This is a genomic window from Streptomyces katrae (assembly GCF_002028425.1).
GTDB lineage: Bacteria > Actinomycetota > Actinomycetes > Streptomycetales > Streptomycetaceae > Streptomyces > Streptomyces katrae_A.
In genome coordinates, this window is the sequence record NZ_CP020043.1 from 30,972 (window position 1) to 43,141 (window position 12,170).

The window sequence follows — 12,170 nt, forward strand, 5'->3', positions numbered from 1 at the left end:
AAGACCTCGAGCGCCGTAGGTAGTCCAGCAGGGCCGCCAGCAGGGGCGGGCTGTCGAGGTCAGGCGTCTGGGCGGTCACTGTCAGTGCTGGGTGCGACGCTGGCGTCGACGGGCGGCACCGGGCCGCCTGGGCGACGGGAGGTTCTCGGGTGTCTGTGGAGGGGCGGCTATGGCCTTGGAGACCGAAGCTGGTTTCGCAGGTATCGAACGGGGCGGGTGGTCCTATGCGGCGGCTGTCGGCGTAGGGCCGCTGCGGTTCGGCATGACCGTCAGCGAAGTGATCGAGGCGGCTGAGGTGCTTGGCCCGGCGAAGGTCGGGGACTGTCCTCGGCAGCACGCGGTCTTCTCGCCGACGTGGAAGGTCGACATCCACCGTCGCGGGGACGCTTCTTCTGCGCCTGCCGTCACGGCCTATGTGAGCCGGGATGCGGGGCTGTTCGGCGTTGCGGCCGATGCCGTGCAGGGTCCACCGGTCGCGTACGCCGGCGTCCCGCTGGTCGGGAGGGACATGGCCGAGCTGGAGAGCGACATGATCGGGTATGCCGAGGCGAATGACGTGCAGTTTCGCTACACACCCGACGGCTACGCAGGACCGGACGATCCCGGGATCGTCGTGCGGGCGCAACTGGTCGGGGACGTCCTCCGATCGCGTCCGGTGTTCATGGTGCCGCGCGACGGCGCATGGACGGAATGGGACTCGTTGCCGTCCGAGGAATACGCCTACCTGGTGACCGGACTACCGTCGGCATCGACCTGACACGTGGTTCTGTCGCCGTATCTGGAGTGCCGTACTCGTGGGTGAGTGCGGCGAGTCGCTCGGTCGGGCCGGCTGCCGGCGACTGCGGCCTCGTCAGGTGGTAGTCGGGGAGGCGGATCGGTTCCGTGGATCGGTTCCGTGGATCGGTTCCGTGGATCGGTTCCGTGCGGGTGTGTTCCGGGGCGTTGGCGGCCAGTGTGTCGAGGATGTCCTGGGTGGGGGCCGGCAGGAAGAAGCGTTCGGCGCCCTCGCGGCCCAGGGCCTGGTGTTCGGTGATGTAGGGGCGCATCTGCTGCTCGTAGGCGGCGAAGGCGGCCGTGTGGTCGTCTTCGTGCACTAGGACGGTTGGGTGGTGGGCCGGTGTGTGTCGGCCGGGGTGCAGGTGGGGCGGGTGCGGGTGGTGTAGGAGCGGGCGGCCACGAGGAGGGCGAGGCCCAGGCCCGCGAAGGCCAGGCCGCCGAACTCGACCATCCAGGTGATCCCCGAGCTGGTGGTGAACGGCGCGGACGGCTTGATCGCGGGCAGCACGCCGGTGGCGATGAGCGGGGCCAGGACGACGAGGACGGCGCCGTACATGGTCAGGGGGATGCCGGTCAGCCAGGCCGGGATCAGGGGCAGCAGGCGCGGGACCCGGCGTCCGGCCAGGAACACGGTCCAGCGGGGGAACACCTGGCCCCACGGGTGGAGGAGCCCCAGCAGCAGGAAGACCCCCAGCGCCGCAGCCAGCACCGTGACGTCGATCCCCACCGACGCGGCCGCCCGCGCCGGGCCCGACGCGCCGGCGCTCACCGTCCGCTGCCAGTCCTCGGCCGCGACACCCAGGGCGTCGCCGCCCAGCAGCCATATGGTCTTGGCCCCGGCCCACGGCAGCAGGCCGCACACGAGCAGGTAGGCCGCCGCGCGGGTCCGCTTCGACGCCCGGGAGGCGGCCGGATGGACGAGCGGGCCGTCGCCGGGGCCGGGGTGCGGGCGTCCGCAGCGCGGGCAGTCGCCGCGCAGGCGGCGGCGGTGGGAGAGCGTGACGAGGAACAGCAGTGCGGCGCCTGCTGTGTTGAGGAGTACCTGGGCCAGACCGGTGGCGCTCTCGACACCCGAGAGGGTCATCAGGGTCACGAAGTAGACGGGCAGTCCGTTCGTTCCCACGATGAACACCGCGAGCGTGACCATCAGCGCCGTCGCCACCACGGCCCGGCCGGGGCCGGTGAGTGTCCGGGTGGTGGCCAGGCAGGCCGCGCCGGCCAGGAGGGCGAGGGCCGCCAGGAGGAGCTGGACCGCCGGGGCGTACGAGGCGTGCGCCTTCCACGGCACGGTGGTGCCGGCCGCCGCCCAGGTGATCTCGGCGGCGGCGTAGAGCACGGCCCACAGGGCCGCCGCCCGGGGCGCCCAGGCAGGCCACGTCCGGCTTGCCGCGGGCGGCCTGGGGGGTGCGTTGACCTCCGGGTTCGCTGGAACCACCACCATGACCGTGACCTCCGTAGAGCGTGTTCGACGACGCTGCAAGGCTCCTCGTCAGCCGGGCCGGGTACATCCGTCACGCGGATCATCCGGCCTCCCCCGGGCGGGGGAGGCCGGATCGCGGACGCGGGTCCGGGCGAGGTGGTCGGTCGTTCAGGGGTGGGCGCGGAGCGGTACGGGGTGGGTGGGGCTAGGGAGGGGGCGGGGGCGACCAGGTGACGGTCGGGGGGCGGACCGCGGCGCAGAGGGGGTGGCCGTGGGCATCCGTCAGGCCGACGCGGGCGATCAGCAGGCCGCGGTCCAGCGCTGCTTCGGCCACCGACGGGTCCACCGCGTCCAGCATGAGCTTGGCCCGGCGGAACGTGGTGGTGGTGCCGGTGGCGTCGGTTCCGTTCCAAGTGAGGTAGATGAAGCGCTGCCCGGGGCGGCCCTGGATCCAGGGGCCGGTCAGGTCGACGCCCGCGGGGGCACGGCGCGCGGTGCAGTCCAGGGTCCAGAATGCCGAGGGGGCGTCGCCGGGCTGGGGGGCGAGCGGCTGTCCGTCTCGTGCGCGGGGGTGCACGGCGACGTGGATGTCGCGGTAACCGGGGAACCCGGGGGCGGGCACACAGGTGCGGCCCGGCAGGTCGAACGCCTCGATCCGGATCTGCATGGGAACACTCTGCCGGCGGATGGATGGTGTGGCGGAGAGGGCAGGATTCGAACCTGCGTGGGTCCTGGTGGAACCCGAACGACCAGTGGCCGGTCCCCGATCAACCGCTCCGGGCACCTCTCCCTTGTGACCCGGGCCGGCGGGCTGCCCCGCTGCCCGGTCACGACAACCAGAATGCGTGAGGGGGCCTGACGGCGCGCTGACGGTGGCGGGCATCAGGCGGCGGGGGCAGGAGGGAGGGGGATCGTGTTCCAGGGACAGGTCGCACTCATCGGGAGTGCAGCGGTCGCTGTTCTTCTTCATGAACTCGGATTTCTTGGCCGACCGTTTTTGCCGGGAAGCCGCGCAGGGGGTGGAACGTGGTGGTCGTCGTCCAGCCCTTGGCGTTGGGGACGAGGGTCGCCGGCTCGTAGACAGTGGTGGTTTTGGCTCCCGCCGCGTCGGTGGTGCTCGTGATCCGGCCGTAGGTGGCGGTGGTGGCTGGGACAACGGCACCCACCACCCACCGCGGGGGCAACGGCATCCGTATCGACGGCTCTTGGGCCTGTCGAGAGGGGCAGCTCAAGCCTGCCCGCCTCCCCCCTGCACCCCGGGGGAGGCGGGTCTTTGTCTTGCCCGGTGTGTGGTCGGGACGGGGTGGGTGGGAGGCGGCAGGGTCATGGAAGGCGTTGCGACGGCGCGGCGAACGCGTCTGTGGGCGGTGGTGGTTCTAATTTCGGTACATGGCTGACATGTTCGAGCACGCCCCGCAGGTATGGACCGCTGCGCGGCTGCGTGAAGCTCTCGCGGACCTGCCGGACGAGACACCGATCCACATCGGAGTCGCGGACGGGCCCGGTGACTTCGACGGGTACGGCGAGTACGTCCTGGTGGACGCCGAGCCCGTCGAGATGGACGGCGACGGTGAGGAGGGCAGTGGCACACCGCACGTACAGTTCACGCTGTTCGCGGACGCGCGGGCGGGTGCCTACCACCTCGACGTCGACTGAGGGCGAGGTGGTGACGGGCGGGCGGGACGCGCCTGCGTCCCGCCCGTCACGTCCGCCCGGCGCGCGCACCACCGGTGGGCGGCAGGTTTCTGCCACCGCCGTGGCAGGCTGGCCGAAGATCCGTCGTGCGACTGCCACAGGTGTGGCAGGATCGGCGGAGCAAGGACCCCTGTAACAGTTCTCCCCCGCCCATGTCTCCGGGGAGAGCAGTGTGCGTCGATCCGGGAGACCAGCCGGTGACAGAAGGCTCCTCCACAGCACCTGTGCCGCCGCCCTCCCGGCCTTCGGCCTTCCCCCAGCTGACCGCGACCGTCGAACGGATCGTCTGCCTCGGGGCGAGGCTCGGCCGGAGCCACGACGAAGTCCTCTGCACGGAGGCGCTCAACCACGCCTGCGGGGTTCCCGTCGAGGTCATCCGGGAGCTCCTGCAAGGGCGGGCGGCCGGTGAGCCGGACATCCACGAGCGGTTCCGGCAGCGACTCGACCTGCTGCACGAGACCTACCGCAAGGACAACGGGCGGAAGTTCTCGCACGGGGAGATCGCACGGCAGAGCGGTATCTCCCGGCAGCAGGTCCAGGCACTGCTCTGCGGGGACCGCCGCCCCACCATGGACCACTGCTCACGGCTTGAGCGGTTCTTCAACCGGCCGGCCGGGTTCCTGCAGTCGGACGATGCCGAGGCTCTGGGCTGCGCCCTGGCCGAGGTCGAGAAGACGCTCCTGCGGGAGTACCAGGAGCACAGCGAGCGCAACGCCCCGGCGGCCGGGGCGGGGAGGCGGCCGAGCCTCTACGAGCGGCACGGCGTCGACGGCATCGCGCTGCGCGCGGCTCTGCTGCCCGACCGGGGGCGCACCAGGTTGCTCGAGTGGCTCGACACCTACATGGAGGAGGAGGCGGCCGAGCAGAGGTCCGGCCCGGCCGGCGAGCATTTCTGAAGCGTGCCTCCCGGCACGCCTCAGGGGTTCGGGAAAGGCCCGTCGCCGGTCGTCGCGGGGCGGGGAGCTTGTCGAGCGGTCGGGCCGTCGTGCGGCACGGTACGGGCCGGTCGCGTGGAATCCGCGGGGTGTGAGTTCCTGCCCCCGCGGAAAAGGGCATTGGGGAATCGTGTGTTCAAGCAGCGGGAGATACGGCAGTCCGTCAGCGCCATGGTGGGCGGGCTCGGTCATCTGAAGTCTCCGGTGGCGGCCGAGGTGATCTGCCTCGCGCTCTGCGACGCCATGAGCCGGCGCCGGGGCCGGAAGATCGAGTTCCGCAGCACGTCCTTCCCGCCGGGCACCGTCAGCGGTCTCGCCCTCAACATCGGGGACCGGGACCTGATCATCATCGAGGAGCGGACCGTTGGCGAGCACCAGATCGTCATCACCGGGCACGAGCTGCGCCACCTGGAACTCGGGCACTGCCACGAGCACGCCTTCGAGGCCTCCGCGGCCGCCCGTCTCCTCCACCACGACGGCGACCTGCGGCAGGTGGTCGCGTCGGCGCTGGCGGTAGCCGGCCGGAAGGGTCCCGTACTGCTGGAGGAGGACGGCACCGCCGCCCGCAGGCACCGGATGCAGGAGCAGGCGGCCGAGCGGTACGGGCTGGAGCTGGCACACGCCGTACGGCACCTCCTGACGGTCCCCGATGCTCCCGAGCTCGACCGGAGCACCCGCTCCGGCCGGATAGAAGCGGCGCTCTGCAACCACGGGATCCGAGGCTGAGCGTGCCGGATCCGACCGTTCTCTTTCCCACGGTGCTCGGCGGCGTGGCCGCCCTGCTCAGACTTCCCGGCCTGCTGAGGAATCCGCGCGATCCCCTGCTCCGGGCGGTCATGGCCATGCTCGTGGCGGCCGTGGGGGTGTTCTTCTTCACCTCCGTCCCCGTGGTCGCCAAGGTCAACGAGCTCACGGGCATCCCGAACGCCGCGGCCCCCTTCGACTACTTCTGGGCCATGGCCTGCGCGGCGTCGGGGATCGTGCTGGTCATCAACTGGCGGGGCGGGTCCCCCGAACGCATCCGGCGGGCGACCCGCTGGTGCATCGCGGCCTACGGGACGCTCTGCGCCGCCATCGCCGTGCTGTTCGCGCTCGCGCAGGCGCCCGTAGAGCGGCTGCGTGACCTGGACACCTACTACGCCAACACCCCTTACATGCGCGAGATGATCGTCCTCTACCTGGTCGGCCACACCGCGGCGTCGACCCTCATGGCCACCCTGTGCTGGCGCTGGCTGCGCCACGTGGGAGGGGAGCTGAGGGCGGGACTGGCCCTCATGGTGACGGGCTACGGACTCGCGATCTGCTTCGGCGTCCTCAAGTTCACCGCCCTGGGAGCACGGTGGGCCGGAGCGGACTGGGACGTGCTCAGTACCGAGGTGGCACGGGCCTGCACCTCGGTGGCCGCCCCCCTCATCGCGATCGGCATGGTGCTCCCGATCGTCGTACGGCGCTTCCGGGGACGCTGGCGGGACTGGACCCACTACCGGCGGCTCGGACCCCTCTCGCAGCTGGTGGGCGGGCTGGTACCGACGCCGGCGGCGGTCAGCGTGCCACTGCTGGCGTCGGTGGGTGTACGGCGCCTCCAGCGGGAATCGCTGATCCACGACGGACTGCTCACCCTCAACCCCTACTTCGACCTCGGCCTCCGGGCGCGGGCACTGGCCGAAGCCGTCGCCGGCGGCGCCCCCAGCGCCCACGCGGAGGCCGGTGCGGACGCGGTCATGGTCCTCGCCGCGGTGGAGACGATGCGCGCCGACCCCGAGGGACGGGTGATCGCCTCTTCGAGGACCCTTCAGGAACCGGCGGGCAAGGACCGCGACCTGATCCGCATCTCGCAGGCGCTCGCGCACACCACGAAACGGGCCGCCGGCAGGCCGCGAGCCGCGGAGGCCGCGCGTTGAGCAGCGTCTACTACTACCTCCCCGCCCTCCTGCTGCTCGTCTCCTTCGCGCTGAGGGTGCCCGGGCTCGTGCGGCACTGGCGTGATCCGCTGGTCCGTTCCGTGGGCGTGGTGATCCCCCTCGGCGCCGTGGTCTTCTTCTTCGCCGCGCCGCCGACGGTGTCCGAGGTGAACGCGCTCACCGGTGTCGCCAATTTCTCGGCTCCGCTGGTCTACGCCGTCGTCACCGCCGGGAGCGCCGCCGTCATCAACCTGATGCTGACCTGGCAGGGCGGGCCCGAGGAACGGCGCCGTGCGGCCGTCTTGTGGTGTGCCGGGGCCTACGGGACGGTGATCGTGGCGCTGCTCGCCCTGTTCGCCCTCGGCGACGCGCCCGACGAACGCCTCCAGGACTTCGACACGTACTACTCCACCACCCCGTACCTCCGCGAGATGATCGTCCTCTATCTCGTCGCCCACGCGGCGGCGACGGCCGTCCTGTCGGTCCTGTGCCGGCGCTGGGCACAGGAGGTGACCGGTCTGCTGCGCACCGGGCTCGTCCTCATCGGGGCCGGAGGGGTCCTGGGCCTCGGCTACACCGTGGGCAAGCTCCTCGCCGTGGGCGCGCGCTGGACCGGCCACGACTGGGACGGGATCAGCACGACGGTGGCCCCCTCCCTGGCCGCTCTCTCCTCGCTGCTCCAGTGCGTCGGGTTCGCCCTTCCCGCCGTCGGCGAGAGCCTGCGCAGGCAGTCGAGGCAGTGGTCGCGGTACCACCGGCTGGGGCCGCTGTGGGAGATCATCCGCGCGGTCGTCCCGTACGAGCTCGTACGCATCCCCCCGTGGTCCTCGCTGAGCAGGCGCCACCTGCGGCGGACGTGCGACATCCGGGACGGGCTGCGGCTCCTCGCGCCCTACCTCGATACGGTCGCGGTGGCGGACGCGCCTGAACCCGCGGCCGGGCCGGGCGCGTTGAAAGGGGAGGCCGTGGCGCACGCCGCGCTGGTCATCGCGGCGTTCGGCTCCCTGAACAGCTCCCTGAACACCCGTCCCGGCGCGGCCGCCGGCGGCGGCAGTGTCCAGAGCCTGATCGACAGCGAGGACGAACTCGTGCGCCTTTCGGACGCGGTACGGGTCCTTGCGCCCCGCCGCGGGGGCCCGGCCGCCGGCCACGGGCGGGACGGCCACGGGCGGGACGGCCACGGGCGGGACGGCCACGGGCGGGACGGCCACGGACCTTCGGCGGCGCCGCAGAAGGCCGTGTCATGAACGGTCCGCGCGGCACCGGCGCCCGGACGGTCCGCCGGCGCGCGGTCGTCATCGGCGGGGGCTCGGCGGGAATGCTGGCCGCCGCCGCGCTGCGGGGCGCGGTCGACGAGGTACTCGCCGTCGAGAGCGACGAGTTGCCCGACGGCCCGCTCCCCCGCAAGGGGCTCCCCCAGGCACGGCACGCGCACATGCTCTGGAGCGGCGGCGTACGGGCGGCCGAGGCGGTCCTGCCCGGGATCACCGAGTGCTGGCTGGCCGCCGGCGCGAACCGGATCCCGACCCCCACGGGCATGGTCGCGCTCACCTCCCAGGGCTGGCTGAGGCGCTGGGACCGCGAGACCCACTTCGTCCTGGGGTGCAGCCGCGACCTCATGGACTCGGTCGTGCGCGACCACGTCCTGGGCCGGGAGGGCGTCACGATCTTGCCGCACACCCGGGCGGAGGGCCTGACCGGCAGCCCGTCCCGCGTCACCGGGGTGCGGGTGCGCGGGCGGGCCGGCCACGAGCATGTCCTGGAGGCCGACTTCGTCGTGGACGCGAGCGGCCGCGCCTCGCGGGCGCCCCGCCACCTGGAGGAACTGGGGGTGCCTCCCGCACCCGAGCGCTCCCTGGACCTCGGGCTGGTGTACGCGACGCGGGTCTTCCGGGCCCCGGAAGGAGCCGCGGGATTCCCCATCGTCAGCGTGCAGTCCGATCCCCGCAGCGGGCGCCCCGGGCAGAGCGCGAGCATCCTGCCCGTGGAGGACGGGCGGTGGATCGTCACGGAGACGGGAACCAGGGCCGGTGCGCCGACGGGGGACGCCGAGGACTTCGCGGCGTTCCCGCTCGGACTGCGTCACCCCGTGGTCGGGGAGATCATCTCCCGCCTCGAACCCCTCACCGGCGTGTCGCTGAGCAGGAGCACGCGCAATACGCGGCGGTATTTCGAGCAGGTGCGGGGCTGGCCGGAACGGTTCGTCGTCCTGGGCGACGCCCTCGCGGCGTTCAACCCCCTGTACGGGCACGGCATGTCCGTCGCCGCGCAGACGGCCGCCGTCCTGCGCGCGGAGGTCGAGGCCCGCGGTGTGGACGCCTCCGGCCTCGCACGGCGCGTCCAGAGGGCCATGGCGAAGCCGGTGGACTCGGCCTGGGAGCTGGCCATGGGGCAGGACGTGTTCTACCCGGAGGTCCAGGGCGGTGCTCCCGGCCTCCGGGACAGGGTCCTGGCCCGGTACGTGGACCGCCTGGTGAGGACGAGCTGCGGGAGGTTCAGCATGGTGGAGGACCTCACGGACGTCACCTCGCTCCAGGCTCCGCTGACCTCGCTGGTCAGCCCGCGCGTCCTGTGGGGAGCCGTACGGGGGCCGCGGTACCCGCCGCTGGACGGGCCGCCCCTGACGGCACGGGAGCTGGCACTCGTCGGCGGCGGGGCGCCCGGGTGATCGGGCCACGGCGGCCCGGGAGGGTGTGAAAGGGTTCGCGTCGGCGCTGCGCCGCTCCGACGCGCCAGCTCCCCGGACCCTTTCGCGGACGGCACGCGGGGGGAGCAAGATGGGACCGGGCGGAGGCGCACCGCCTGGTGGGACGTGATCTCAGTGGGGTGAGGAAGATGAGCCGGCGGCACACGGACGCCGAGACCCTCGTGCGGCGCGGCGCCGACGGGCAGTTCTACGTGGCGGCCCAGGACGTCACCGCGATCCTCCGCGACATGGCACGGACCTTCGATCTGCACGCGCAGTCCGACGAGGCCACCTGGACGCCGGAAGGCCGGACGACCCCGGTCCGTCTGGACGAGGACACGATGCGGACGGTGGCGAGCATCCTGCGGGCGCAGGCCGACGAGATGGAGGTCCAGCTCATCGAGATCGCCGCGACCAGCACCCCTTCGGCCGGGCCGGCCAGCACCCTTTCGGCCGGGCGTCCGGACCGGTCGAGGCCGCCGGGGAAGGGGCGCGGACAGGCGCAACGGTGACGCGAGGGGTGGAGGCGGTGATCCCGCCGGCGCCGGCCGCCGGCCCGTGACGATGGTCGGGTCAGGTCAGGGCCGGTCCAGGCCCCAGGTCTGGAGGACGTACGGGCGGCCCTTCTCCTCGCCCGTGATCAGGGGCACGTCGAGCAGCCTGAAGCCGGCCTTCCCGGCGACGGCGACGCTGGCGGCGTTCTCGGCCTCCAGCTCCAGGATCACCCGCTGCGCGCCCCACTGCTCGAACGCGTAGGCGGCCATCACCCGCACGGCGCGGGCGGCCAGCCCCTGCCCACGGTGTGCCGGACCCACGGCGTAGCCGATCTCCGTGCCTTCGGGGGCGCGGCGCAGCATGATCTCGCCGAGCGGTGCGCCGCCGTCGAGGGTGATGGCGAGGAGGATGGTCGTGCCCTCCTGCCGCAGCTCCCGGTCGCGCACCAGCCGGGCGCGGGCGGCCGCTTCGTCGAAGGGCGAGACGATCGGCGTCCAGTACGCGATGTCGGGGTGGTCGAACAGCCCGGGCATCGCGGCCAGGTCGCCTTCCGTCCAGTCGCGCAGCACGAGCCCCTCCCCCGACAGTTCGATCCGCTCGGGCAGGGACGACGTGGTGCTGCTCATGCTGGAAGACCTCTCTGTCCTGTTCAGGACAAGGCAAGATACCCGGGGGGTGGGTGGGAGCACGCGGATTTTTCTGCGGGGTGGGGGTGTGGGTGGCCGGGGGCCGTTCGGGCCCGGCGGGACGGCGCGCGCCGTCAGCGCCGTCAGCGCCGTCGCCGCTGTCACCGCCGTCACCGCCGTCACCGCCGTCACGCCGACGGCCGGTCCTCCCACGGCCGTACCCGTCCGACGACGTACGGCCCGTCGTCGCTCTGCGGGGTCCTCAGGGCGGCCAGTACGCCCCCGCTGATCTCCCCGTGGTCCAGCCACCGGGTGTGCGCGCCCGGGCCGGTGAACCCGAGGACCACGGCACGGTGGCGGGCGCGGCCCAGGGCCTCGGGCGGCCGGGGCGCGGGGGCCGTGGGCGCCGCGGCTGCGCTGCCCAGCACCTCCAGCACCGACGCGCCGTCCGCCAGGGCGGCGGCGACGGCGGCATACGCGTGGGGCCGGCCGTGGGCGTGCACCCACAGCACGGCCTGCCGGAAGGGCCCCGTCCGTGCCGCGACCCGTCGCAGCGCCGCGGCGAAGCCGAGGGGATCGGTGTAGTCCGCGCTCACCGGCAGCAGCCGGCCGCCTGCGGTACCCAGGTCCCCGAAGGCTCCCGGCCCGGGCGGCTTCCGGGAGACGACCACCGCCGTCAGCCCCTCGCGGACCAGCCCGCCCACCACCCCGGCGAGCATCCCCGTACCGCCCACGACCAGTACGGGACCGCACACGGGCGCGTCGTCGGCATTCATCCGGGGATGTTCGCACGGCCGGCCGGTGGACGTCGCCCCGGTCGGCGGCGGCGGCGTGGAGAACCGCGGCCGCCGACGGATCCGCACCCGGCCGGAATCCTGTCCCCCTCTTCCGGCTCCGGCCAATTTGCCCCGGTCCGCGTGGCGGGTCGCGAGCGGACTTCGATTCCGCTTCGAGGGATTCTCGCTCGCCCTGTGAAAACGTCGTCACGCCAAGCTCCACTGGGGACGAAAGGACGCAGCAAATGGCCAAGTCAGGGCGCAAGTTCGGTATCGCCGCCACGGTGGCCGCGTTGGTGGCCGTGATGGTCGCCGTCGTGGGCCCGCAGGGAGCGAGTGCACAGGACCAGTCGCGCAAGGGCTGGGACCACTTCGGGTTCGGGGTGCCGTGGGAGGACTCCTACGGGTACTCGCAGGCGATCAGAGCCGGTGACACCGTCTACATCTCGGGGCAGCTGTCGCACGACGCGGCCGGCAACATCGTGGGCGTCGGCGACTTCGAGAAGCAGGTGCGCCAGTCGTTCGCCAACCTCGACAAGGTGCTCGCGCACTACAAGATCCCGCGCAGCCAGATCATCAGCATGAAGATCTACACCAAGGACCTGCGCAAGAACTTCGACACGGCCGCGCGGCTGCACAAGGAGTACAACGGCAACCACCGCACGACCGACACCATCCTCGGTGTCAGCGACCTGGCCTTCCCCGACCAGCTGGTGGAGATCGAGGCCGTCGCGCTGGTGAAGCCGCGTTCCTGACGCGTTCGTGACCGAGCCGGCCGCGCGGCGACCGCCGCGCGGCCGCTCAGCGCGTTGCGGCTCTGCCCCGGGCGCCGCAGACCTCGACCGCCGTGAAGCGGGTC

At 72.6% G+C, this 12,170-nt stretch carries 14 protein-coding genes and 1 tRNA gene; 10 read left to right on the forward strand and 5 right to left on the reverse strand.

All coding sequences use genetic code 11. From position 1 onward, the window contains the following. Positions 1-169: 169 nt before the first annotated feature. Complete coding sequence (locus tag B4U46_RS34490; protein WP_079432206.1) at positions 170-757, forward strand: hypothetical protein; 588 nt, start codon at positions 170-172, stop codon at positions 755-757. A 151-nt stretch (positions 758-908) separates the two neighbouring features. Further along, positions 909-1,097: a hypothetical protein gene (locus tag B4U46_RS37800; RefSeq protein ID WP_159402157.1), complete on the forward strand. Its 189-nt coding sequence runs from the start codon at positions 909-911 to the stop codon at positions 1,095-1,097. On the opposite strand, the gene B4U46_RS34500 is transcribed toward B4U46_RS37800, so the two are convergent. From B4U46_RS34500 to B4U46_RS37805, 3 genes are all read right to left on the reverse strand, one after another. Then, positions 1,094-2,113: a hypothetical protein gene (locus tag B4U46_RS34500; protein WP_079432207.1), complete on the reverse strand. Its 1,020-nt coding sequence runs from the start codon at positions 2,111-2,113 to the stop codon at positions 1,094-1,096. The two genes, B4U46_RS37800 and B4U46_RS34500, sit on opposite strands and share 4 nt — an antisense overlap. A gap of 289 nt (positions 2,114-2,402) precedes the next feature. Continuing rightward, the gene (locus tag B4U46_RS34505) at positions 2,403-2,864 is read right to left on the reverse strand and encodes a DUF5990 family protein (protein ID WP_079432208.1); all 462 of its coding nucleotides are present in this window, start codon (positions 2,862-2,864) and stop codon (positions 2,403-2,405) included. 29 nt (positions 2,865-2,893) lie between these two features. Beyond that, positions 2,894-2,987, reverse strand: a tRNA-OTHER gene (locus B4U46_RS37805). Between the two features lie 599 nt (positions 2,988-3,586). Here B4U46_RS37805 and B4U46_RS34510 point away from each other — a divergent pair. The 7 genes from B4U46_RS34510 to B4U46_RS34540 all read left to right on the forward strand — a co-directional run bounded on the left by B4U46_RS34510 (position 3,587) and on the right by B4U46_RS34540 (position 9,926). Further along, positions 3,587-3,853: a DUF6225 family protein gene (locus B4U46_RS34510; RefSeq protein ID WP_079432209.1), complete on the forward strand. Its 267-nt coding sequence runs from the start codon at positions 3,587-3,589 to the stop codon at positions 3,851-3,853. 236 nt (positions 3,854-4,089) lie between these two features. Next, positions 4,090-4,788, forward strand: a complete 699-nt coding sequence (locus B4U46_RS34515; RefSeq protein ID WP_237293420.1) for a helix-turn-helix transcriptional regulator — start codon at positions 4,090-4,092, stop codon at positions 4,786-4,788. Positions 4,789-4,959: 171 nt separating this feature from the next. Then, positions 4,960-5,553 carry a toxin-antitoxin system, toxin component gene (locus B4U46_RS34520; RefSeq protein ID WP_100864916.1) on the forward strand — a complete coding sequence of 198 codons (594 nt, stop codon included), beginning with the start codon at positions 4,960-4,962 and terminating at the stop codon, positions 5,551-5,553. Between the two features lie 2 nt (positions 5,554-5,555). Continuing rightward, positions 5,556-6,728: an MAB_1171c family putative transporter gene (locus B4U46_RS34525; protein ID WP_079432211.1), complete on the forward strand. Its 1,173-nt coding sequence runs from the start codon at positions 5,556-5,558 to the stop codon at positions 6,726-6,728. Beyond that, entirely contained in the window at positions 6,725-7,975 is a 1,251-nt protein-coding gene (locus tag B4U46_RS34530; protein ID WP_079432212.1) for an MAB_1171c family putative transporter, read from the forward strand. Before B4U46_RS34525 ends, B4U46_RS34530 begins: the two co-directional genes overlap by 4 nt. Then, a complete protein-coding gene (locus tag B4U46_RS34535; RefSeq protein WP_079432213.1) occupies positions 7,972-9,396 on the forward strand; it encodes an NAD(P)/FAD-dependent oxidoreductase in 1,425 nt (474 codons plus the stop codon). Before B4U46_RS34530 ends, B4U46_RS34535 begins: the two co-directional genes overlap by 4 nt. Positions 9,397-9,563: 167 nt before the next feature. Next, positions 9,564-9,926, forward strand: a complete 363-nt coding sequence (locus B4U46_RS34540) for a hypothetical protein (protein ID WP_079432214.1) — start codon at positions 9,564-9,566, stop codon at positions 9,924-9,926. 66 nt (positions 9,927-9,992) lie between these two features. Here B4U46_RS34540 and B4U46_RS34545 read toward each other — a convergent pair whose 3' ends face one another. Continuing rightward, positions 9,993-10,535: a GNAT family N-acetyltransferase gene (locus B4U46_RS34545; RefSeq protein ID WP_079432215.1), complete on the reverse strand. Its 543-nt coding sequence runs from the start codon at positions 10,533-10,535 to the stop codon at positions 9,993-9,995. Positions 10,536-10,723: 188 nt separating this feature from the next. After that, positions 10,724-11,311 (reverse strand): short-chain dehydrogenase, encoded by a 588-nt coding sequence (locus B4U46_RS34550; protein ID WP_123996021.1) that lies wholly within the window; start codon positions 11,309-11,311, stop codon positions 10,724-10,726. 245 nt (positions 11,312-11,556) lie between these two features. Here B4U46_RS34550 and B4U46_RS34555 point away from each other — a divergent pair, with 245 nt between their 5' ends. Next, entirely contained in the window at positions 11,557-12,066 is a 510-nt protein-coding gene (locus tag B4U46_RS34555) for a RidA family protein (protein ID WP_237293421.1), read from the forward strand. Positions 12,067-12,170: the final 104 nt, after the last annotated feature.